Origin of the sequence: Novosphingopyxis sp. YJ-S2-01 (genome assembly GCF_016093175.1) — a bacterium.
GTDB lineage: Bacteria > Pseudomonadota > Alphaproteobacteria > Sphingomonadales > Sphingomonadaceae > Novosphingopyxis > Novosphingopyxis iocasae.
In genome coordinates, this window is sequence record NZ_JAEDAI010000001.1 from 1,638,936 (window position 1) to 1,662,040 (window position 23,105).

Annotated in this window: 19 protein-coding genes; 8 read left to right on the forward strand and 11 right to left on the reverse strand. The window is 64.8% G+C overall.

Annotated features, from left to right (window positions below; translation table 11 throughout):
* Positions 1 to 14: 14 nt before the first annotated feature.
* The 3 genes from I6A82_RS08040 to I6A82_RS08050 all read right to left on the reverse strand — a co-directional run bounded on the left by I6A82_RS08040 (position 15) and on the right by I6A82_RS08050 (position 3,103).
* A complete protein-coding gene (locus I6A82_RS08040; protein WP_198094444.1) occupies positions 15 to 908 on the reverse strand; it encodes a F0F1 ATP synthase subunit gamma in 894 nt (297 codons plus the stop codon).
* Positions 909 to 1,006: 98 nt separating this feature from the next.
* Positions 1,007 to 2,536, reverse strand: a complete 1,530-nt coding sequence (atpA, locus tag I6A82_RS08045) for a F0F1 ATP synthase subunit alpha (protein ID WP_198094445.1) — start codon at positions 2,534 to 2,536, stop codon at positions 1,007 to 1,009.
* 12 nt (positions 2,537 to 2,548) lie between these two features.
* Positions 2,549 to 3,103 (reverse strand): F0F1 ATP synthase subunit delta, encoded by a 555-nt coding sequence (locus tag I6A82_RS08050; RefSeq protein ID WP_198094446.1) that lies wholly within the window; start codon positions 3,101 to 3,103, stop codon positions 2,549 to 2,551.
* Between the two features lie 255 nt (positions 3,104 to 3,358).
* On the opposite strand from I6A82_RS08050, the gene I6A82_RS08055 reads away from it, so the two are divergent.
* On the forward strand, positions 3,359 to 4,396 hold the full coding sequence (locus tag I6A82_RS08055; protein ID WP_198095545.1) for a bifunctional transcriptional activator/DNA repair enzyme AdaA: 1,038 nt from the start codon (positions 3,359 to 3,361) through the stop codon (positions 4,394 to 4,396).
* Here I6A82_RS08055 and I6A82_RS08060 read toward each other — a convergent pair.
* From I6A82_RS08060 to I6A82_RS08070, 3 genes are all read right to left on the reverse strand, one after another.
* A complete protein-coding gene (locus I6A82_RS08060; protein ID WP_198094447.1) occupies positions 4,393 to 5,928 on the reverse strand; it encodes a S1C family serine protease in 1,536 nt (511 codons plus the stop codon). The genes I6A82_RS08055 and I6A82_RS08060 overlap by 4 nt on opposite strands.
* Positions 5,929 to 5,998: 70 nt before the next feature.
* Positions 5,999 to 8,164: a primosomal protein N' gene (locus I6A82_RS08065; RefSeq protein WP_198094448.1), complete on the reverse strand. Its 2,166-nt coding sequence runs from the start codon at positions 8,162 to 8,164 to the stop codon at positions 5,999 to 6,001.
* 201 nt (positions 8,165 to 8,365) lie between these two features.
* Positions 8,366 to 9,724, reverse strand: a complete 1,359-nt coding sequence (locus tag I6A82_RS08070; RefSeq protein WP_198094449.1) for a GntP family permease — start codon at positions 9,722 to 9,724, stop codon at positions 8,366 to 8,368.
* 176 nt (positions 9,725 to 9,900) lie between these two features.
* Between I6A82_RS08070 and I6A82_RS08075 the strand changes: the two genes are divergently transcribed.
* Positions 9,901 to 10,197 (forward strand): glycine zipper domain-containing protein, encoded by a 297-nt coding sequence (locus tag I6A82_RS08075; RefSeq protein ID WP_232343362.1) that lies wholly within the window; start codon positions 9,901 to 9,903, stop codon positions 10,195 to 10,197.
* 86 nt (positions 10,198 to 10,283) lie between these two features.
* Here the strand turns inward: I6A82_RS08075 and I6A82_RS08080 are convergent, their stop codons facing one another.
* Positions 10,284 to 10,757 (reverse strand): vgr related protein, encoded by a 474-nt coding sequence (locus tag I6A82_RS08080; protein ID WP_198094450.1) that lies wholly within the window; start codon positions 10,755 to 10,757, stop codon positions 10,284 to 10,286.
* A 10-nt stretch (positions 10,758 to 10,767) separates the two neighbouring features.
* Entirely contained in the window at positions 10,768 to 11,343 is a 576-nt protein-coding gene (locus I6A82_RS08085) for a copper chaperone PCu(A)C (RefSeq protein WP_198094451.1), read from the reverse strand.
* 181 nt (positions 11,344 to 11,524) lie between these two features.
* Between I6A82_RS08085 and dnaK the strand changes: the two genes are divergently transcribed.
* Positions 11,525 to 13,447 carry a molecular chaperone DnaK gene (gene dnaK, locus I6A82_RS08090; RefSeq protein ID WP_198094452.1) on the forward strand — a complete coding sequence of 641 codons (1,923 nt, stop codon included), beginning with the start codon at positions 11,525 to 11,527 and terminating at the stop codon, positions 13,445 to 13,447.
* A gap of 130 nt (positions 13,448 to 13,577) precedes the next feature.
* Positions 13,578 to 14,714: a molecular chaperone DnaJ gene (gene dnaJ / locus I6A82_RS08095; RefSeq protein WP_198094453.1), complete on the forward strand. Its 1,137-nt coding sequence runs from the start codon at positions 13,578 to 13,580 to the stop codon at positions 14,712 to 14,714.
* Between the two features lie 126 nt (positions 14,715 to 14,840).
* Here dnaJ and I6A82_RS08100 read toward each other — a convergent pair whose 3' ends face one another.
* Complete coding sequence (locus I6A82_RS08100) at positions 14,841 to 17,177, reverse strand: patatin-like protein (protein WP_198094454.1); 2,337 nt, start codon at positions 17,175 to 17,177, stop codon at positions 14,841 to 14,843.
* A gap of 94 nt (positions 17,178 to 17,271) precedes the next feature.
* On the opposite strand from I6A82_RS08100, the gene radA reads away from it, so the two are divergent.
* The 4 genes from radA (at position 17,272) to I6A82_RS08120 (ending at position 21,428) form a co-directional block, all read left to right on the forward strand.
* Complete coding sequence (gene radA, locus I6A82_RS08105; protein WP_187335855.1) at positions 17,272 to 18,633, forward strand: DNA repair protein RadA; 1,362 nt, start codon at positions 17,272 to 17,274, stop codon at positions 18,631 to 18,633.
* Positions 18,634 to 18,709: 76 nt separating this feature from the next.
* A complete protein-coding gene (locus tag I6A82_RS08110; RefSeq protein ID WP_198094455.1) occupies positions 18,710 to 19,222 on the forward strand; it encodes a CvpA family protein in 513 nt (170 codons plus the stop codon).
* Entirely contained in the window at positions 19,219 to 19,650 is a 432-nt protein-coding gene (locus tag I6A82_RS08115) for an iron-sulfur cluster assembly scaffold protein (protein ID WP_198094456.1), read from the forward strand. The genes I6A82_RS08110 and I6A82_RS08115 overlap by 4 nt, the downstream gene beginning before the upstream one ends.
* A complete protein-coding gene (locus I6A82_RS08120) occupies positions 19,647 to 21,428 on the forward strand; it encodes a monovalent cation:proton antiporter-2 (CPA2) family protein (protein WP_198094457.1) in 1,782 nt (593 codons plus the stop codon). The genes I6A82_RS08115 and I6A82_RS08120 overlap by 4 nt, the downstream gene beginning before the upstream one ends.
* Before the next feature lie 9 nt (positions 21,429 to 21,437).
* On the opposite strand, the gene aroB is transcribed toward I6A82_RS08120, so the two are convergent.
* A complete protein-coding gene (gene aroB / locus I6A82_RS08125) occupies positions 21,438 to 22,544 on the reverse strand; it encodes a 3-dehydroquinate synthase (protein WP_198094458.1) in 1,107 nt (368 codons plus the stop codon).
* Positions 22,541 to 23,104, reverse strand: coding sequence for a shikimate kinase (locus I6A82_RS08130; RefSeq protein WP_198094459.1), 564 nt, complete (start codon positions 23,102 to 23,104; stop codon positions 22,541 to 22,543). The genes aroB and I6A82_RS08130 overlap by 4 nt, the downstream gene beginning before the upstream one ends.
* Position 23,105 lies beyond the last annotated feature (1 nt).

Sequence of the window (23,105 nt, forward strand, 5' to 3'; positions counted from 1 at the left end):
CTATCTGCCTGGCGTTACAGCGCTTCTGCGCCAGAAATAATTTCAACAAGTTCGGTAGTGATCGCTGCCTGACGGCTGCGGTTATACTGGATGGTGAGGTTGTCGATCAACTCGCCCGCATTGCGCGTCGCATTGTCCATCGCGGTCATCGAGGCGCCCTGTTCGGAAGCCATGTTTTCCAGAAGCGCGGTGAAGATCTGCGTCGTCAGGTTCTTCGGCAGCAGATCGGCAAGGATCGCTTCCTCATCCGGCTCATACTCCACCGAAGCGGGCGGAGCATTGTCTGCGGCCTCCCGGGCGGCGGCGCTCTCGTCGATCTTCACCGGGATGATCTGCTGGCGGGTCGGCTCCTGCGTCAGCGCGGACCTGAACTTGGAATAGAACAGATGCGCGACGTCGAACGTGCCGGCCTCCAGCATATCGGTAAGGTCCTGCGAAATCTCGCGCGCCTCATCGAAGCCGGGTTCCTTCACCTCGGTCGTGTCGTAATATTTCTCGGTCTGGCCGGGGTGAAAGCGGTTGATCGCGCTGCGGCCCTTGCGACCGGCGAGATAGAAAATGACGGTCTTGCCGTCCTTTTCCAGCTGTCGAGCGTAAGTGCGCGCTTCCTTCACGATGTTCGCGTTGAACGCGCCTGCAAGACCGCGGTCGGATGTCAGGACAACCAGCAGGTGCACTTGATCCTTGCCCGTGCCGATAAGCAGCTTGGGCGAGCGGTTATTGGGCGTAATCCGCGAGGCGAGCGAGGAAACCACTGCTTCCATGCGCTCGGCATAGGGGCGCGCGGCTTCCGCCGCAGCCTGTGCCTTGCGCAGTTTCGCCGCGGCGACCATCTGCTTGGCCTTGGTGATCTTCTGGGTCGATTTGACCGAGGAGATGCGGCCTTTAAGTTCTTTGAGGCTTGCCATTTACCCTATCACCAATCCCGTAAATGCTGAGCTTGTCGAAGCATGACTCTCGTTGCAGAGGCGCCCTTCGACAGGCTCAGGGCTACGGTTCACGATCCTTAAGCGAAGCTCTTGCCAAAGCTGTCGAGCGCGTCCTTCAGCTTGCCCTTGACCTCATCGCCGAGGTCCTTGGTCTCGCGGATAGTGTCCAGGATGTCCTGATGCTCGGCGCGCATGTAGCTGAGCAGCGAGCTTTCATAATAGGACACCTGATCCACATCGACGCTGTCGATATAACCGTTGGTGCCGGCAAAGATCACCACCGTCTGCTCCTCGAAGGGGAGGGGGCTGAACTGGGGCTGCTTCAGCAGCTGCGTCAGGCGTGCGCCGCGGTTGAGGAGGCGCTGCGTGGAGGCATCGAGGTCCGAACCGAACTGGGCGAAGGCCTCCATCTCGCGGTACTGGGCAAGCTCCAGCTTGATCGAGCCGGACACCTTCTTCATCGCCTTGGTCTGTGCGGCGCCGCCGACGCGGCTCACCGACAGGCCGACGTTGATGGCCGGACGGATGCCCTGATAGAACAGGTTCGTTTCCAGGAAGATCTGGCCGTCGGTGATCGAGATCACGTTGGTCGGGATGTAGGCGGACACGTCGCCGGCCTGCGTCTCGATGATCGGCAGGGCGGTGAGCGACCCGGCGCCGTTTGCCTCGTTCATCTTCGCCGCGCGCTCTAGCAGGCGGCTGTGGAGATAGAACACGTCGCCCGGATAGGCTTCGCGGCCCGGCGGGCGGCGCAGCAGCAGCGACATCTGGCGATAGGCGACGGCCTGCTTGGACAGATCGTCATACACGATCACGGCGTGCATGCCGTTGTCGCGGAAATATTCGCCCATCGTCACGCCGGTATAGGGCGCGAGATACTGCAGCGGGGCAGGCTCCGACGCGGTCGCGGCGACCACGATCGAATATTCCATCGCGCCATTCTCTTCGAGCTGGCGGACGATCTGCGCGACGGTGGAGCGCTTCTGGCCGATCGCGACGTAGATGCAGTAGAGCTTCTTGCTCTCGTCATCGCCCGCATTGGCGTGCTTCTGGTTGATGAAGGTGTCGATCGCGACGGCGGACTTGCCGGTCTGACGGTCGCCGATAATCAGCTCACGCTGGCCGCGGCCGACGGGAACGAGCGCGTCGATGGCCTTGAGGCCGGTCTGCACGGGCTCGTGCACCGACTTGCGCGGGATGATGCCCGGCGCCTTCTGTTCCACGCGCATGCGCTTTTCGGCCTGGATCGGGCCCTTGCCGTCGATCGGGTTACCGAGGCCGTCGACCACGCGGCCGAGTAGGCCCTTGCCCACCGGAACGTCCACGATGGTGCCGGTCCGCTTGACCTGATCGCCTTCCTTAATGTGCGTATCGGACCCGAAGATCACGACACCGACATTGTCGGCTTCGAGGTTCAGCGCCATGCCCTGGATGTTGCCGGGGAATTCCACCATCTCGCCGGCCTGCACCTGGTCGAGACCGTGCACGCGGGCGATACCGTCACCGACGGACAGCACGGTGCCGACTTCGGAGACTTCGGCTTCATTACCGAAATTGGCGATCTGGTCCTTGATGACCTTCGAGATTTCTGCGGCGCGGATGTCCATGGATTGAGCCTTTTAGCCTTTCATCGCACTGGCGAGCGTGTTGAGACGGGTCTTGATACTGCTGTCGATCATGCGGCTGCCGATCTTGACGACCAGACCGCCCAGGATCGACGGATCGATACGGGACTGGATATTGACGTCGCGGCCGACGCGGGTGCGCAGCTGCTTGCGCAGCGCCTCCATCTGGTCGTCGGTGAGGGCGTGGGCGCTTACGACCTCGGCGGTGACTTCGCCGCGATGGGCGGCGACCAGCGTATCGAAATCGCGCGCGACCTGCTTCAGCTTGGCGAGGCGGCGATTTTCCGACAGCACGCCGATAAAATTGCGCGTCAGCTGATCGACGCCGAGCTGATCGGCCACGGCAAGCACGGCGCGCTCGGCCTGCTCGCGCGAAAATTCCGGGCTCGTCGTCACCGTCTTGAACTCGGGAACCTCGTCGAGCGCCTGCTTGAGCGAGGCGAGCGAGCGCTCCACCGATTCGATCTGTCCGCGATCACGCGCCAGCTCGAACAGGGCGGTGGCGTAACGTCCCGCCAAGCTAGCCGAAATGCCGCTGGATGTCTCCACGCGCGAATGTCCTTCCACTTTAAGAATCTCCGCATGGTCATGAAAGACCATGGGGCACCGGGCCGGGGGGCCGGCCTGACGATCTTGGGGGCGCGGTTAGCATCGGCCTTCCCCCTTGGCAAGGTCAGGGGACGGCAATCGCGGCAAGGGATTACAATGCGATGGTCGAAAGATAGTGGAGCAGCGCCCCGGCTCCAAGGTTCGAGCGCAAGTTTCGGGATGCCAAGCCATGGCGAACCCTTCACATTGCGCGCCATGACTTGCGGCGATTCGAACCTGGATGACGCGGCGGCCTGGGCGGCGGTGCAAAGGCGTGACCGGACGATGGACGGACGTTTCGTCACCGGTGTGCATTCGACGGGAATATATTGCCGCCCAAGCTGCGGCGCGAAAACCCCCGCGCGGCGCAATGTGCGCTTCTATGCGGATGGCACGGCGGCGCGCGAGGCCGGTTTGCGTCCGTGCAAACGGTGCCTGCCGGATGACGTTGCGCGCGACGCGGCTGCCATTACGGCCGCGCTGGCGCGAATCCGTAGCGGATGCGAATCGGTCTCACTCGCCGATCTTGCAGAAAGCACCGGCTATTCGCCCAGCCACTTTCAGCGCATCTTCAAACGGCAGGTGGGGCTCTCCCCGGCAGCTTATGGCCGGGCGCTGCGGATGGAGCGGGCGCAGGATGCCTTGACGGCTTCGCGCAATGTGACCGGCGCGCTTTATGATGCGGGGTTCAACGCCCCGTCGCGATTCTACGAACAGGCCGGCGGGAGAATGGGCATGGCACCTTCGATCTGGAACGATGGCGGGCGAGGTGTGACGCTGCGCTGGGCGGTGGTGGAAACCAGTCTTGGTGCTATGCTCGTCGCCGCCACGGACAAGGGTGTGTGCCGCCTGTCCTTCGACGAAGGGCCGGACGAGCTCGAACGGCGCTTCCCCCAAGCTACGCTAGAGCAGGGCGGGGAGGGCTTCGCGGCGCTTCTGCAGGACGTCGTCGATGCGGTCGAGACGCCCGGCGAGTTCGCGCATATCCCGCTCGACGTGAAGGGCACCGCCTTTCAGGAGGCTTGCTGGGAGGCCCTGCGCGCCATTCCGCCCGGTGAGACGCGCAGCTATTCGGACATCGCCGCTGCGGCGGGCAATCCCAAGGCGGTGCGCGCCGCGGGCTCCGCTAATGCGAACAACCATGTCGCCGTGCTGATCCCCTGCCACCGCGTGATCCGCAGCGACGGATCGCTGGGCGGCTATGCTTATGGCCTGGACGTCAAACGCAAACTGCTGGAGCGCGAACGCTCCTAACCCTCAGCCTTGCTGCATTGGTAAACCAGCATTTCATTCGGTTGCGGCGGCAGCACCTGCTCGATCGCGCTCTGCATGGCGCGCAGCCGCGTCTGCGCGTCCGCGCCCGCATCGCAGCTCGGCACATCATATTGCTGCCGCACCGAGCGCGCTTTGGTCATCGCGTCGAGCCCCAGCAGGAACCGTTCGACCCGATACTCGCCGGTCGCAGGATCGAAGCTGTTCTTCGAAACGCTGCTGTCGATATTGGGCACGAAGATACGGGTATAGATGCTGCCGTCCTTTCCATATTGCGTGCGCCCATTGACGCAGCCGTCCGCCTGCCAATCGAGCGGCACTTCGTTCTCGCCTGATACCGTCACCCGGCTTCGCTCGGGCTGCAAAGTGCACATCAGCTTGCCGGTCGGCGCGGCGGCAGAGTTGGTGGCGGCCTTCGGCGGCACGATCTTGGGCAGGTCGATGCGGTCCTCGATGTCGCCCATGCTCGGCCGGGCGAGGTAGACCAGCACCGCGCCCAGCATCAGCGCTGCACCCGCCGCTGCGCCGCCGATGGCCGGATATTTCTGCCCGCGCGTGAAGAAGAGGCCGCCCGCGCCCGCGCCGATAACGGCCAGCGCCAGCAGCAGTCCGGCAATCGCCATTCCGTCCTCGCGTTCCGCGATTACTGACAGTTCCGCCTTGCGCCGCGCCGCTGCCTCGGCCTTGGCGCGCATTTCCGACGTCTGCCGTTCCTCGGCTGCGATCCGCGCCCGGGCGGCCGCCTGGCGTTCTTCCTCGGCGGCGGTCATCTCGGCGACCGAGCGGCAGGGCGCGGCATTGGTCTGGAACTGGACGCCCGCCTTGCGCAGAAAGCCCATGATTTCGCGTGCCGAAACGGCGAAGAAAAACTCCGCATCATTGCCGTCACTGACCGAGCCGAAGCTGTTGATCCCGATCACGCGCCCGCAGGCATCGACCAGCGGGCCGCCGCTATTGCCTGCTCCGATGGGTGCGGTGTGCAGGATGGTGTCGAACTGCTTGGCCGATCGCCCGCCCGACACGGTGCCGCGCGTTTTCACGGCCGCCTGCGGGCGGATGATATCTTCCACCTGCAGGCCCTGGGCCTGATCCACATTGCTGGGGTAGCCGATGGCGATGGCGTCCATTCCATCGGACGGAGCGCCGGCATAGATGGTGTCCGGCGTTACCCGCGCCCCGTCCGCCAAGCGCAGCAGCGCCAGATCGTTGCCGGGGCTGTAGGCGACCACCTTGGCCCCGTAGCTCTTCGAACCCTCGGACGGCACCACGCCGATGACGATGGAGCCGTCCCCCTGCGCAGGCTCCACCACATGCGCATTGGTCAGGATCAGATCGGGCGCCACCGCGACGCCTGATCCATGGCCGACATAAAAGACCTGGCCCCCGTCGCGTGCCACCAGCACCACGCGCACAACCCCCCGGCTCGCCGCCGCAATATCCGCTGGATCGGCGGCGGCGGGAGAGGGGGCAAGCGCAGCAAAGGTCAGCGCGATCAGAAGCATGAATTGGCGCATATTGTCCTTCCGGGCGGTGGGCGGCTCGCTATAGAATTGCGCGGGCCGCACGCTCAAGAGCAGATGCCGCTCACAGAAAACTGTACGGATCGACGTCGACCGTGACGCGAACGCCGCGGGGCCAGTCTAGCTTGCCGAGCCATTCGCGCATCGCCTCTTGCAGCGGCGCGGAGCGGCGGGCGTGGACGAGGAGGCGCTGGCGGTGGCGGCCGCGCAGCATGGCGAGCGGCGCGGGGGCGGGGCCGTAGACGATGGCGTCTTCCATCTGCGGCGCGCTCGCCTTGATGATGCGCGCAGTCTCGGCAGCCTCCGATTGATCCTCGGACGAGACGATGATTGCGGCGAGGCGGCCGAAAGGCGGGGCACCGGCATGGCGCCGGGCTTCGGTCTCGGCATCGTAAAAGGCGTCGCGCTCGCCGGCGACCAGTGCCTCGATCACGGCATGGCCGGGGCTGCGTGTCTGGATGACGACTTTGCCAGGCTTTTCGGCGCGCCCTGCGCGGCCCGCCACCTGCGCGATCTGTTGAAAGGTTCGCTCGGCGGCGCGCAGGTCTCCGCCCTCCAGCCCCAGATCGGCGTCGATCACGCCGACCAATGTGAGGTTGGGGAAGTGATATCCTTTCGTCACCAGCTGCGTGCCGACGATGATGTCGATCGCGCCCGCTTCCACGCGCGCCACGAATTCGGCGGCGTGGGCGGGGTTGGAGATGGTGTCCGACGTGGCGACCACCGTGCGCGCCTCGGGGAACAGCTTCTGCACTTCCTCGCAGATCCGCTCCACGCCGGGGCCGCAGGCGACGAGGCTGTCGGCTTCGCCGCATTCCGGGCATTTTTCGGGGATTTTCTCCAGATGCCCGCAATGGTGGCAGGCGAGGCGGCGCATCAGGCGATGCTCGACCATCCAGCTGGTGCAGTTGGGGCACTGGATGCGGTGCCCGCAATGACGGCAGAGCGTGAGCGGCGCATAGCCGCGGCGGTTGAGGAACAGGAGGGACTGCTCGCCGCGTTCCAGCCGCTCCTCGATCGCGCGGACCAGGCTCGGCGCGATCCAATGGCCGCGCTCGGGCGGGTCTTCCAGCAGATCGAGCGCGTGGATATCCGGCATCCGCGCCGCGCCGTAGCGCGAGGGAATGACGAGCTGCTCATAACGGCCGATTTCCGCCATGTGCCGCGATTCCAGCGCGGGTGTGGCCGAGGCGAGAACCACCGGCAGGCTTTCCATCAGGCCGCGCATTACCGCGACGTCGCGCGCATGATAGCGCACGCCGTCCTCCTGCTTGAAGCTGGTTTCATGCGCTTCGTCCACGATGATGCAGGCGAGATCGGCGAAGGGCAGGAACAAAGCGGAGCGCGCACCGACCACCACCTTCGCCTCGCCGCTGGCGATGCCGCGCCAGGTGCGGCGGCGCTCGGTAGAGCGTAGCGAGCTGTGCCAAAGCGCAGGCTCTGCCCCGAAGCGGGCACGGAAGCGTTTGAGAAAGGCTTGGGTGAGCGCGATTTCCGGCAGCAGGACGAGCGATTGGCGGCCCGTGCGCAGCGCCGCGGCGACCGCTTCAAAATAGACTTCCGTCTTGCCGGAGCCGGTGACGCCGTCGAGCAGGATGGGGGCAAAGGCGCGGGTGTTCACGGCCTCGCGCAGACGATCGGACGCGGCCTCCTGCTGCTCGGTCAAGTCGACCTGCGCAAAATTGGGATCGAGCGGGGGGAAGGGCGCATCGCCGCTCACCTCCACCGCCTCGAACGACCCGGCCTTGACGAGGCCGCGGATCACGGCGTCGGTGACGCCCGCCTTGGCCGCAAGCTCGCGCACCAGGCCCTGCTCGCCTTCCAGCTTTTCCAGCGCCTGCTCCCGCTGCGCTGTCATGCGCGGCGGGGCGATGCCGGTGTCGCGATATTCGATCACGGTGCCACCGGGGCCGAGCGCGCTGGAGCTGGGCAGGATCATGCGCAGCACCGCGGCGAGGGGCGCGAGATAATAGTCCGCCGTCCATTCGGCGAGACGGCGCAATTCCGGCTTGATCGGCGGGGCGTCGAGAACACCCAGGATATTGCGCAGGCGGTTGTCGCCCACTTCCTCGACATCGAACTTCTCTTCCTCCCACACCACGCCGACGAGTTGGCGGGGGCCGAGCGGCACGGAGACGATCGAGCCGTGCTCGACATCCATCTCGCGCGGAATGCGGTAATCGAGCGGGCCGACGGCGGCGGTGCGCAGGAGGACGCGGGCGCGGTTCATGCGTGCCGCGCCATATCTACGGAACGCACAGATGGCGTCTCGGAGAGCGATTTCGAAAGGTCACACATGGCGCGGGAACGGGGTCTCGCAATTTGGCCGAAGCGTGCCCCTTCATCGACGAACGGAGCGGCGGTTCTGGTCGGGGATCGGCTGCGCACGGCTTCAGTATAGGGGCGGCCGATCCGGTAGGACAGGGTGCCTTCAGAAAATCGTGAACAGGGCGATCGCCACGATGGTGCCGATGATCGGCACCAGCAGCGTCGTCATTGCCACCGCGGGATAGGCGCGGGCGTGCGTTTCGCCGCACACCGCGCGGATGGTGGTGACGACATAGCCATTGTGCGGCAGGCTATCGAGCGCGCCGCTGGCGATGGCGACGACGCGGTGGAGCTCGGCCGGATTGGCGCCCTCCGCCAGATAATGCGGCGCGATGAGCGGCAGCGCGATCGACTGGCCGCCGCTTGCCGAGCCGGTGAGCCCGGCGATGACGGTCACGGCGATGGCCGCGCCGATCAGCGGATCGCCAGGCAGGGACTGGACCGCGCCAAGCGCCTGCTGGAAGGCGGGGGTAAGCTGCGCCACCGTGCCGAAGCCGACCACCGCGCAGGTATTGGTGATCGCCACCACCGCGCCCGTCGCTCCGATCGAAAAGGCGGTCGGCAGGCGCTCGCGCGACCGGAGACCGATCAGCGCGGCGACAATGATGCCGGAGCCGAGCGCGACCACCAGCGCCCATTTGCCAAGGCTTTCGGGGGGCAGGATATTGGAAAGAGCGCCAAGATATTCCGGATACTGAAAGATCAGAAAGACCGAGAAGACGGTGACGAGCGGCAGAAGCGCGGCCCACCAGCGCGGCAGCTCGGAAGGATTGCGCGTATCGTCGTCCACTCCCTTGCGCGGTTCGAAATGTTCGCCCTTGGCCACCGCCCGCGCGATCATGCGTGACAGGAGGAAATAGCCGAGGCTCGCCATCAGGATCGCGACGATCAGGCTGACGCCAGCCCCTGCCCAGGCGGTGGTGCCGAGATATTGCATCGGGATGAGGTTCTGGATTTCCGGGCTGCCCGCGCTGGTCATCGTGAAGGTGACCGATCCGAAGGCGAGTGCTCCGGGGATGAAGCGGTGCGGCAGATCGGCACTGCGGAACAGCTGCACGGCCAGCGGATAGACCGCGAAGGCCACGATGAAGACGCTGACGCCGCCATAGGTAAGGATCGCGGTGGCGAGCACCACGGCAGCGAGGGCGAAGCGGGGCCCCAAGGCTTTCGTGACGGCGTGCGCGATGCTGGCGGCGGCGCCGGTGCGGCCCATCACCTCCCCGAAGATCGCGCCGAGCAGGAAGATGAAGAACCAGTCCGCGAAGAAGCCGACGAAGCCGTCCATATAGCTGGTCGCGAAATTGGGTGCGCCCTCTGCGGCGAGTGGGGGCAGCCAGGCGATGCCCGAAGTCAGCGCGACCACTGCGGCGGCGACGGGCCCAGCGATCAAAATATTCACGCCGCGGATCGTCATCCAGATGAGCAGCGCAAGGGCGCCGATGAGGCCGATGGCGCTGATCATGACAGAAGTCTCCTCTCCTGGCGGACGCTCTGGCAGGGCGGGGAAGGTCGGTGCAACCGAAAATGCGAGCAACGGCGCTCGGCTCGCACGCTCCGACGGATCGTTACGGAACCGACAGCCCGGACGTGGGTTCGCCAATCGTTACGCAATTTACCAACACGCCGGAGTATCGACTTATGTTCACCATTAAAAAAGCGCTTCTTCCCGCCGCCGTCGTCATGGCGATGCCGCTTGCGGGCTGTGCCGACAATTATCTCGCCGAGGGCGCGGGTGCAGGCGGCCTGCTCGGCGCAGGCGTTGCTGCCGCTACCGGCGGTGACGTAGCAACAGGCGCAGCAGTCGGCGCCGCCGCCGGTGCTGCCGCAGGGTATTTCATCGACAAGAACGACGGTTGTGACGGCTATGACCGCCGCGGTCGCCTCGACGACGATTGCTACGGCACCTACGGCTACCCGGCCCGCCGCCCCTACTGATCGGGCGAGCGAACCGACGCTTTAAAGGGGCGTGCTGCTACCCGCAGTGCGCCCTTTTCGATTGCGAAACGCGGTGGACGTCCGGATCAGCCGCTGCGGAATGGCAGTATCCCGTCATACTGGCTGAGGGGCGGGGCACCTGGGACCTTTTGTCCTGCGCGCAGCAGGAAGATGTGGCGCACTATCTCCGCCTGTTGTTCCAGGCCGTAGCGCTTCAGCGTCCAGCCCGGTTTCAGGCTGTAATCATAGCGGCAGAAGGGGTGGCGCTTGAGCGGCAAGCAGATGCCCTGCTGGTGCTGCCAGACATGCGTCATCTCATGGATGAAGAGGCCCTGCCGGTGTAGGGCGCTTTTGCAGAAATCGTCGCAGAACAGCGCCGCGCCGGGATGAAACCAGAGATGGCCGTCCGGCGCCATCGTCGTATTCCGGGGCTGAAACGGAAACCATTTGCGGTGATGGACGCGCACCGGATCATAGTCGATCGCATCGCCGAAGACCGAGCGGCAGAGCGCACGCTCCCCATCCGTCAGCGGACGGCCGGAGGGATGGGGGCCGAACAAGCCTTGCCGCTTATTGCGCCGCTGGGGTCTGCGTCTGCACCGGCCGCGGCGTGCCGTCCGGCGTCGGCAGCGGCTGTGTGTCCGGCGTGGTGCTGCCCATATCCATAGTGCCGTGATCCATCGCATTCATTCCGCTGGCCGCCTTTCCGTCCATCTCCTGGATCGGCGCGGTTACCGCGATCCGCTCTCCATTGCCGAAGACGAAGGTGAAATCCATTTCGTGCAGGCGGCGGGCGGGCAGGTTCACGCCATAGACCATCACATGCTTGCCGCCGGGCTTGAATTCTACATCCGTCTTGGCGGGGATCGGCACGCGCAGGATAGGCTCCATCTTGGTGACGTTCGTCTGGGGATCGCGCACCGTTTCATGCATCGAAAGGCGCACCGCAGACGGGCTCAGCACGTCTTCCAGCGTGGTCGGTTCCGGCCCGCCGCTGACCGTGAAGTAGAGCGCGCTGGGTGCCTGATCGTTGGGGTTCAGCCGCACATAGGCATCGTTCACCGCGAGCAAGGGCCCCTGCCCGCAGGAAGCGAGCGCCATCAGCGCGGCGAGGGGGGCAAAGGCGGTGACGGCGCGGCGCAGCATGGAAATATCCTTCGGGCAAATGGCATGTTTCGGGACGGGTGCGGTCCTCGCAAAACCTAATGGCGCGCCCGCCTTGTGCCAAGCGATTTGGCACCTATATCGCCCACATATTCGGATCGGTTCGATGCCGTAACGGGTCGGATCGAATGAAACCAACTGTCGAAGTTTTCGAGGGAAAGAAATGGCAAAAGTAATCGGTATCGACCTGGGCACGACGAATAGCTGCGTTGCTGTAATGGACGGCGGCAAGCCCAAGGTGATCGAGAATGCGGAAGGCGCGCGCACGACGCCGTCGATCGTGGCATTCGCCAAGGATAATGAACGTCTCGTCGGCCAGCCGGCCAAGCGCCAGGCCGTCACCAACCCGGACAAGACGCTGTTCGCGATCAAGCGCCTGATCGGCCGCCGGTTCGACGATCCGCTGACCAAGAAGGACATGGAGCTGGTCCCCTATGACATCGTCAAGGGTCCGAACGGCGATGCCTGGGTCGAAGCGGGCGGCGAAAAGTACAGCCCGAGCCAGGTGTCCGCCTTCATCCTGCAGAAGATGAAGGAAACTGCCGAGAGCTATCTGGGTGAAAAGGTGGAGCAGGCCGTTATCACCGTGCCCGCGTACTTCAACGACGCTCAGCGCCAGGCGACCAAGGACGCCGGCAAGATCGCAGGCCTCGAAGTTCTGCGCATCATCAACGAGCCGACTGCGGCTGCGCTGGCCTACGGCCTCGACAAGGAAGAGAACAAGACCATCGCGGTCTATGACCTTGGCGGCGGTACGTTCGACATTTCCATCCTGGAAGTCGGCGACGGCGTGTTCGAGGTGAAGTCCACGAACGGCGACACCTTCCTGGGCGGCGAAGACTTCGACTCCAAGATCGTCGAGTTCCTCGCGGACGAATTCAAGAAGGCCGAAGGCATCGATCTTCGCGGCGACAAGCTGGCGCTGCAGCGCCTCAAGGAAGCCGCCGAGAAAGCCAAGATCGAGCTTTCCAGCGCGCAGACCACCGAAGTGAACCTGCCCTTCATCACCGCGGACCAGAACGGTCCGAAGCACCTCGTGAAGACGATCAGCCGTTCGGACCTCGAAAAGATGGTCGACGATCTGATTCAGCGTACGCTGGAGCCGTGCAAGAAGGCGCTGAAGGACGCCGGTGTCGACAAGGGCGGCATCGATGAAGTCGTGATGGTCGGCGGCATGACCCGCATGCCCAAGGTGCGTAAGGTCGTCGAAGATTTCTTCGGCAAGGAACCGCACACCGGCGTGAATCCGGACGAAGTCGTTGCCATGGGCGCGGCGATCCAGGCCGGCGTATTGCAGGGCGATGTGAAGGACGTGCTCCTGCTCGACGTTACCCCGCTATCGCTGGGCATCGAAACGCTGGGCGGCGTGTTCACCCGCATGATCGATCGCAACACCACGATCCCGACCAAGAAGAGCCAGGTCTATTCCACCGCCGATGACAATCAGAACGCGGTGACCATCCGGGTCTTCCAGGGTGAGCGTGAGATGGCGGCCGACAACAAGATGCTCGGCCAGTTCGATCTCGTCGGCATTCCGCCGGCACCGCGCGGCGTTCCGCAGATCGAGGTGACGTTCGATATCGACGCGAACGGCATCGTGAACGTGTCCGCCAAGGACAAGGGCACGGGCAAGGAACAGCAGATCAAGATCCAGGCATCGGGCGGTCTGTCCGACGCGGATATCGATCAGATGGTCCAGGACGCCGAGAAGTTCGCCGAAGAGGACAAGAAGCGCCGTGAAGGTGCCGAGGCGAAGAACAACGCCGAAAGCCTTGTCCACACCACCGAGAAGCAGCTCGAGGAAAATGGCGACAAGGTCGACGCTTCGCTGAAGAGCGAAATCGAAGGCCTGATTGCCGAGACCAAGACGGCGATCGAAGGCGGCGATCCGGATGCCATGAAGACCAAGTCCGAAGCGCTGGCGCAGGCCGCGATGAAGATGGGTCAGGCGATCTACGAGAAGCAGCAGGCCGATGGCGGTGACGCGGCATCCGATGCCGGCGCGGCAACCGGTGAAGCATCCGGCGGCGACGAAGATGTTGTCGACGCCGAATTCTCCGAGGTCGACGAAGACACGAAGGGCTGATCAGCAGCCCGATGACCAAGCACCGTAGTCCTGAGCTTGTCGAAGGACGCGTCTCGATGGAGGGACGCCCTTCGACAGGCTCAGGGCTTCGGCTATTTACGTTTACCGAATTTGAGGCTGGGGCCATTTCATGACCACCACCGTCGATTATTATGAGCGGCTAGGCGTCTCGAAGACTGCCGACGGCGCGACAATCAAGTCTGCCTATCGCAAGCTTGCCATGCAGCATCACCCCGATCGCAATCCGGGCGATGCCGATGCCGAAGCGCGGTTCAAGGCGTGCAGCGAAGCCTATGAGTGCCTGAAGGATCCGCAGAAGCGCGCGGCCTATGACCGCTATGGGCATGAAGCCTATACCAATGCCGCGCAGGGCGGCGGCGGACATGCCGGCGCGGGCGCGCAAGGGTTCGGCGATTTCGCCGATATTTTCGAAAGCATGTTCGGCGATGCCTTTGGTGGCGGCGGTGCGCGCGGACGGCGCGGGCCTGCGCGCGGCGCGGACCTTCGCTACGATATCGAGATCAGCCTGGAAGAGGCTTATCATGGCCACGAAACCCAAGTTCAGATCGAGGTTTCCGAACATTGCGAGGATTGCTCCGGCACTGGCGCAGCGCCCGGCACGGAAATGCGCGGCTGCAATCTATGCAACGGGCACGGCAAGGTGCGCGCGCAGCAGGGCTTTTTCGTGGTCGAGCGGACCTGCCCGAATTGTCAGGGCCGCGGTCAGGTGATCGAAACGCCGTGCCGCAGCTGCCGAGGCGAGGGCCGCGTGGACGTGGCCAAAACGCTCGACGTGTCGATCCCGCCCGGCGTCGACAACGGCACGCGGATCCGCCTGTCTGGCAAGGGCGAGGCGGGGCCGAACGGCGCGGCGCATGGCGATCTTTATATCTTCGTCCATGTGCGCCAGCATGCGATCTTCCAGCGTGAGGGCACCACGCTATTCGCACGGGTGCCGGTCAGCTTTACGACCGCCGCACTCGGCGGTTCGATCGATCTGCCGGGCCTCGATGGCGAACAGCATTCGATCCGTATTCCCGACGGCATCCAGTCCGGCAAACAGCTGCGCAAGCGCGGCGCGGGCATGCCGGTGCTGCAGGGCCGCGGGCACGGCGATCTGGTGGTAGAAATTGCGGTGGAAACGCCGACCAAACTGTCCTCGCGCCAGAAGGAAATCCTGCGCGAATTTCGCGAGACCGAAACCGGCGAGGAATGCCCCGAGTCGCAGGGCTTTTTCGGCAAACTTCGCACGATGTTCGCAGAGTGAAGGGCCTCTCCCCTTGGGAGAGGCTACGAGACTTGGCTGCGCAGCAGCCTAGTCGCAGTCGGTGAGGGCGATCTGCAGCTTGCCCTCACCTAGCTTCGCTACCTCTCCCGGTGGGAAGGGTAGCGATCAATCGATCCGCTCTAACTCCTCGCGCAGCGATGCGATCAACGGCTTGACGCTCGTCAGCCGCGCCTCCTCCTCGTCCAGCACAGCGGCGAAGGCCCGCTTTTTAAAGCCGCGAATTTCGTCAAAGCTCGGACGGTCGCCGACCGCGATCGAACTCAGCAGGATATCGATCATCCGTTCGGCGCTGTCGAGGCGACCCCATAGATAATCGTTCTCGCGATAGGCGCGGCTGAAGAACGCACCGAACAGGTTGAACTCGATGCCCTTCAACTTTGCGCGCGTGCCGCCCTGGCGCAGCGTGGCGGCATCGTCTGGCGCGATGCGATCCACCTTGATCGGATCGAACTCGCCCAGACCTTCGCCTTCCAGCAGCGGCAAGGTGGCGATATCGAGCAGCGGAAAGCCCAGATAGGCGAGCAGCATGCTGCGCTGCGCCTCGGCCGGCAGCTTCTCCAGCCCGCGGATGAACAGCGTTTCGGCCTCTTCGTCGACCGCAGGCAGATCGCGCCGCCGCGCCAATTCGTCGAGCAGCGCGGCGGGGTCCTGCGCGGCGGCTTCCGCCACCTCCGCGAAATCGTCGCCCAGAAAGTCGCTCGTTTCGCGGTCGAGATAGAGGGCGAGCCCGTCGAAAATGGCTTCTTCCATGGCGTCCAGCGCATCGCGTCCGGCGAGCGCAGGCATCTCCACCTCTTCGCTGAAGTGGCGCGCCAGATACCTTGCTCGCCGGATGCGGAAACGCAGATCGTGCGACCGGAAAAAGGCGATCGCTTCCGGATTGGCATTCATTTTCTTGGCATCGGACATATGGCCAAGCCCGCGCTGGTCGAGTTCGCGGTGCAAAGCGCGGCGCACGTCGGAGAAGAAGCTGACATCTGCATCCGGACAAGTGCGGCGCAGCGTTGCGACGATATCGTCGACGATGCCGTTCAATTTCAGATAGCCATAAGCGGCATAGCTATACCCGGCGGAATTGGCCGCCCGCTCCAGCGCCCTGTCGCGCCAGCTGGCGAGGCGTCGCGGTGTCGGGCGCGACAGGAAGAAGGTGCGTCCGAACATGGTTTCGACCGATCGTTCGATGTCGGTGCGCAGGCTGCGCGCTATGGTGCGCATCCGCTCGATCCTCTCCGAACGCCGCTCGATCGCCTCCAGACTATCGCGGATCGGCTGTTCGCGTGGAATGCTGGAGCTGGCACCCAGGATGGTGGTGAACCAGCCCGGCACGCCGCTGCGCGCGGCCTCCTTCGCCTCGTCGCGGACCTCGCCGGTCAGATATACGTCGGGGATGGGATCGATATAAACGAAGCGCCGGTCCACCTCGCGCCGGGCCGGACGGTTCCTCAGCGCGCTGGCCGCCTGCGCGAACGGGGCATTGGCGAGCACCGAACCGTCGACCAGCGGCGTATCCTCCGCCCTGCCCGCGGCGAATTGTTTGGGCAGGATGCGTTCCAGAAAAGCCTCGCGCCCCTTCCATTCCATCTTCCGCTGCGCAAGCACGGTATCGATCTCGCGCGTTGTGAAGGCCGGGAAGGCACCGGGAAAGCTGGCGGTGGCGCGCGCGGCGAAAACCAGCTCGGCGGCGGGCCCCAGGCTCATGTCGCGGCCCTTGCGGCTATCGAACGAGATGGTGAGCCGATGTTCGGTTTCGGTCACCTCGTCCGGGCTGTTGATCTTCAGATTTTCGCGATGGCCGTAGAAATCGGTAACGGTTACGAACAGGTCCAGCGGCTGGCTTGCGGGCAGCAGGCGTGGGCCGGTGCTTGTCGCGCTCATCGTTGCATGGGCATCAAACAGAAGATGCGTGAATTCATGCCCGCCGAAGGGCGGCGCGAACCAGCGCGCGCGCACGAAGCGGGACAGTTTGGCGGAAATCTCCGCGCGCGCTTCGGCCGAAACGGTCTTCTCGATCGCCGCGGCCTTCTTGCGCAACAAGCCCCAAGCCACCGGTTCGGCCCAGATCTTCGAGAAGCGGTTGACGGGCCGTGCGTCCTGCGAGAGCAGCCGGTCCACATCGGCCACTTCCAGCCACATATCGGTGAGCGGGTCTAGCGAGCGGCCGGTGACGATCGCCTCTGCCAGAAAGATCCCGTTGATCCCGCCCGCGCTGGCCCCGGCGATGATGTCCGTCAGGATGCGCAGGCGCAGCCCCGCCTTTTCCTCGATCGCCAGCAGAAGATCGCGATAGACCCGCTCAACCCCTTCGGCTTCATGCACTTCGTCCGTATGCGATCGGCTGGCGCGCAGGAGGCGCCAGACCTCCTTCAGGCTGCCGTGCATGTAAATCGCCAGACTGACCCCGCCATAGCAGATGAGCGCCAGCCGCAGTTCCTTCTCCCGCATGGGGGAAGGATTAGGGAAAGCGGGGGAAGGGGGCAAGCGGGATAGGTTGCATATCCATTATTGCGTTCCCGATCCGTTCTGTTAGGCAGCCGCCATGGCCAAACCCAAGAAACGTTATGTCTGCCAGGCCTGCGGCTCGGTTCAGCCGCGCTGGCAGGGGCAGTGCCCCGATTGCAAGGAATGGAACAGCCTCGTCGAGGAAGCGGGCGAGACGGTGTTCGCGCAAAAGCACGATCTGCAGCGCGGCGGACGGCGGGTGGACCTGTCTCCGCTCGATAGCGATGTACCGCTGCCCGCGCGTGTCAGCACGGGGATCGCGGAGTTCGATCTGGCGCTTGGCGGCGGGATCGTGGCCGGATCCGCGGTGCTTTTGGGCGGCGACCCCGGCATCGGCAAATCGACGCTGCTTCTACAGGCGGCGGCGCGGCTCGCTTATTCGGGACTGTCGGTCGCCTATATTTCGGGCGAGGAAGCGGCGGATCAGGTGCGCCTGCGCGCGCGGCGGCTGGGGCTTGGCAAGGCGCCGGTGCAGCTCGCCTCGGCCACCTCGGTGCGCGATATTTTGACGACGCTGGGCGAGGGTGAGCCGCCTGCGCTGCTCATCATCGATTCGATCCAGACCATGCATTCGGATCTGATCGAAGGCGCGCCGGGCACGGTCAGCCAGGTGCGCGCCAGCGCGCAGGAGCTGATCCGCTTCGCCAAGACGCGCGGCACCGCGCTGTTCCTGGTCGGTCATGTTACCAAGGACGGCAATATCGCCGGGCCCCGCGTGCTCGAACATATGGTCGATTGCGTGCTGAGCTTCGAAGGGGAACGCAGCCACCAGTACCGCATCCTGCGCGCCATCAAGAACCGCTTTGGCGGCACCGATGAGATCGGCGTGTTCGCGATGGAGGAAGAGGGCTTGAGCGAGGTCGCCAACCCGAGCGCGCTGTTCCTGACGGACCGCAGCGAAGCGCTGACCGGCGCCACCGTATTTCCGGCGCTGGAAGGCACGCGTCCTGTGCTCGTCGAAATTCAGGCGCTCACCGTGCGCCTGTCGAGCGGCGCGACCCCGCGCCGGTCCGTCGTGGGCTGGGACAGTGGGCGGCTTGCAATGATCCTGGCCGTGCTGGAAGCGCGCTGCGGCCTCAGTTTTTCCACCGCTGAGGTCTATCTTAACATCGCGGGCGGATATCGCATTTCCGATCCGGCAGCGGACCTTGCGGTGGCCGCGGCGCTGGTGTCCGCCCTGTCGGAGCGGCCATTGCCGGGTGGTGCGGTGCTGTTCGGCGAAGTCTCGCTTTCGGGTGAACTGCGCCCTGTCGCGCATGGGGCGCTGCGCCTGCGCGAGGCGGCAAAGCTGGGTTTCGATGAGGCCATGGTGCCCGCTTCGCTCAAGGACAAGGGGCAGGGGTTGAAGCTTTCGGGCTTTGCAACCTTGGGTAAGCTGGTGGCGCATATGCTCGGCTAGGAAATCTGGCGCGCCGCGGCCTTTTCAGGGTTTGCGGCGCTTCCCCCACTCCGTAAAATCGCCTAATCGGCACGCCATGACCGCTTTCGACATCATTGTGCTTATGCTGCTCGGCGGCGGAGCCGTGCTGGGGTTCTTGCGGGGCTTCGTGCAGGAGGTGATTTCACTGATCGCCTGGGTCGCGATTATCTTCGCGGTGCGGTTCCTGCATGCGCCCCTCACCGGCTATTTGATCGAACCGATCGGGACGGAGGCGGGGGCGGCAACGCTGGCTTTCGTAGCGCTCGTGATTGTCGTTTATGCGGGCGGCAAGGGGATTGCGCGCGCCATGGGCAAGCGTATGCGCAAATCGACGCTCGGCCCGGTCGACCGGGTGCTCGGCTTCGGTTTCGGCGCGGTGAAGGGGCTGATCCTGGCGGCCTTGATGTTCCTGCTCCTCATTTTCCTCTTTGAGACGTTCATGGGCGTCGGCGCCACGCGGCCCGATTGGCTGACCCGTTCGCGCACCTATCCGCTGATGAACGCCACCGGCGCAGCGCTGAGCGAATATGTGCCACGGCCCACCCGCGACAGCGAGGTTCCGGAATGAGCGCGAGCGCTCTCTACAATCGCGATATCCTTCGCCTCGCCGCATCGCTGGAAGAGGGCGCGGCCCTGCCCCCGCCCGCCAGCCATGCGGAGCGCCGCTCACCCACCTGCGGCAGCCGCGTGACGCTCTGGGTGAAGCGTGACGGGCAGGGGCGCATCGAGCAGCTGAGCGCGGACATCGCCTCCTGCGCTTTGGGTCAAGCTTCGGCGGCGATGCTGCTGCGCGACGCCGCGGGTATGGACCGCGCCGCCGTCTCCGCCGCGCGCGATGCCTGGGCGGATCATCTGGCCGGCAAGGGCGATGTGCCTGCGTTCGCCGATGCAGCGCTGCTGACGCCGGCGCGCGACTATCCCGCGCGGCACCCCGCCATCCTGCTTCCCTGGGACGCGCTGCTGGCGGCCCTCGATCAATCGGAAACCGCCGCATGAACGAACATCACATGGCCGGTGATGCCATGTTGAGCGGTGTCTTCCTGCTCGGCGCGGCGCTGGTCTTCGTCCTGCTTTTCCGCCGCCTCGGCCTTGGCGCCGTGCTCGGCTATCTGGTCGGCGGCATATTGATCGGGCCGCAGGTGCTCGGCCTTGTCGGCGATGCGAACACGATACTGGGCTTTGCCGAAATCGGCATTATCCTCCTGCTATTCCTCGTCGGCCTTGAACTGTCGCCCAGCCGCCTCTGGCGCATGCGGCGGGATATCTTCGCATTGGGCGCGGCGCAGGTGGTGCTGTGCGGCCTTGCCCTGTTCGCGTTGATCCTGGCGCTGATGGGCTTCACCTGGCAGGCGGCGCTGGTGATCGGCTTGCCGCTCGGCCTCAGTTCCACCGCGCAGGTTTTGCCGCTGTTGCAATCGCAGGGCCGCCTGAAGACAGAGTTCGGCCAGAAGAGCTTTTCCATCCTGCTGTTTCAGGATCTGTCGATCGTGCCCTTGCTCACGATCGTCGCCGCGCTGTCGCGCGCGCCGGTGGAAGCGGGAACGCCGCAGGGCTTCCAGCTGGTGCTGAATGCGGCGATCGGCATTGCGGTGCTGATTGCGGCGGGCAAATATGTGCTCAATCCGCTGCTGGCTTTGGTCGGGCGCGTATCGGAGCGCGAGTTGTTCGTGATCGTGGGATTGTTCGCGGTCTGCGCCAGCGCGGCTCTAATGGAATATCTGGGCCTGTCGCCCGCGCTCGGCGCATTCATCGCGGGCGTGATGCTGGCCGAATCGCCTTACCGGCATGAGCTGGAGGCGGATGTCGATCCGTTCCGTTCCATCCTGCTCGGCCTGTTCTTCCTGGCCGTCGGTATGATGCTGGACTTGGGCGTCGTGGCCGCCAATCCGCTGCTGATCATCGGGCTCGCCGCCGCGCTCGTCGCGGTCAAGGCTGTCGTGATCTACACCCTCGCGCGGCTGTTCGGGCTCGACAATTCGCCCGCCGTCATCATGGCGCTGCTGCTTAGCCAGGGCGGCGAATTCGGTTTCGTGCTCTTCAGTGCGGCGGAAGGGGCGCTACTGATCGACCCCGCCGCCTCCAGCCTGTTCGGCGCTGTCGTAACGCTGTCGATGGCGACGACGCCCTTTCTGATGCTGATCGCCGGTCGTCTCGCGCGGCGCCGGACCGAGAGCGAGGCGGAACTCGACGATCCCGAAGCCTCGCCCGTCACCTCGGTCATCGTCGTAGGCCATGGCCGCTTCGGGCAGACCACGTCGCAAATCATCCAGGCTTCGGGCCGGGAGGTGACGCTGATCGATATCAAACCGGACGTCATCAACCTGTCGAACGAGTTTGGGCGCAAGGTCTTCTATGGAGACGGCACCCGCGTCGATCTATTGCGGCGTGCGGGCGCGGCGGAAGCCAGCGCGATCCTGTTCTGCATGGACGACCGCGAGTTGGATGCCGATGCGCTGGTCCCGATTCAGGAAACCTTCCCGAAGACCAAGCTCTTCGTGCGCGCTTATGATCGGCGTCAATCGTTGGCGCTGCAGCCCGCGAAGGGCGTCAAAATCCGGCGCGAAGTGCTCGAATCGGCGATCTGCTTGGCCCGCGATACATTGGAGGCGCTGGACTGCGACGAAGCGAAGATCGAGCGCGTGGTCGACGAATATCGCCGCCGCGATCTGGAGCGGATGCGGCTGCAGCGCGAAGCCGGCGACCTGCATGCCGGATCGAGCATGAGCTTCGGCGGTGAGGATTCGGAGGATTTCGACCCGCTCGCTACCGAATAAGCGGGGTCCTCATAGGGCGCGCTCTTCGTTCAGAAACGCGGCGACGTCCGTCAGCTCGACATCTTTTGCCAACCAGGTTTTGCCGATCCCGCGCGCCAGCAGGAAGGGCAGGGTGCCGCCGGCCATCTTCTTGTCATGGCGCATGTGATCGACCAACTGCGCGCCGTCGCAATCGACACCCGCTTGCCGCAAGGTGACGGGAAGGCCGCTGGCCGAAAGCAGGGCGGCGGCGCGCTCGGCGTCCTCGGGGGGGCATTCGCCCCGGCGCGCCGAATAGCGGAAGGCGAGCGCCATGCCGCAGGCTACACCTTCGCCGTGAAACAGGCGGTCGGAGAAGCCGGTTTCGGCCTCCAGGGCATGGCCGATGGTGTGGCCGAGATTGAGGAGTGCGCGCGTGCCCGTCATCTCGCGCTCGTCGGCGGCGACGATGCGCGCCTTGGACCGCACCGAACGCTCGATCGCCTCGGACCGCACCGCAAGGTCGCCGGCGAAGAAGTGCGCCCCGTTGGCCTCGCACCAGGCAAAGAAATCGGGATCGTCGATCAGGCCATATTTCACCACCTCGGCCCAGCCCGCCGCAAGCTGGCGCTGCGGGAGGGTGGCGAGAAGTTCCGGATCGATCAGAACGAAGCCGGGCTGATGGAAGGCGCCGACGAGGTTCTTGCCTGCGCCGGTGTTGATCGCGGTTTTGCCGCCCACGCTGCTGTCCACCTGCGCAAGAAGCGTTGTCGGGATCTGCACAAAGCCGCAGCCGCGCTTGGCGATGGCGGCCGCAAAGCCGGTGAGATCGCCCACGACCCCGCCGCCGAGCGCCAGAATATGATCACCGCGCTCCACTCCCCGATCCAGTAGCCAGTCGGTCAGCTGCTCAAGCCAGTTCCAGCTCTTCGCTTGCTCGCCCTGCGGCACGATAAAGGCTTCCAGCACGATACCGGCATCGGAAAGCTGCTCCCGCAAGGGCTCCAGCCAATGCGCGGCCACGCCCTCATCGGTGACGCCGAGCAGCCGGCCCGCGCGCGCAAATCCTCGCAAATGCTCCGCAATCTGCCCGAACGCGCCCGGCGCGATCAGGATGTCATAAGGGGCACCGGCAAGATCGACGGGGACGCGGGTCATGAGGGAAGGGCTTTCAGGATGGCGTTGACCGTGCGCTCATGCGGGCCGTTGTCGCTGGCGATGCGCAGCGAAGCGCGGGCATAATGGACACGGCGTTCGGCCATCAGTTCGGTCAGCACGGTTTCGGGGTCGCGGTCTTTCAATAGGGGCCGGGTGTCGCGCCGCGCGACCCGTTCCACCAGCGTGGCGATGGGCGCATCGAGCCAGATGGAGATCGCCTGATCCAGGATCAGATCGCGCGTTTCTTCCTGGCAGAAAGCTCCGCCGCCGGTGGCGATGACGATTCGCTCCCGCTCGATCAGGCGCGCGATGACGCGCCGTTCGCCGTCCCGAAAATAGGGCTCGCCGAATTGAGCAAAGATTTCGGAGACGCTCATATTGGCCGCTTCCTCGATCTCCTCATCGGCATCGGCGAAGGCATAACCGATTCGGTTGGCGAGCCGCCGGCCGATGGTGGACTTGCCCACGCCCATCATGCCGACCAGCACGATCGGGCGGCGATCCATGGCCAGCGATCTACGGGCAAGGCCGGAGGAGAGAGAGGCGTTCTTCGAAAGCATT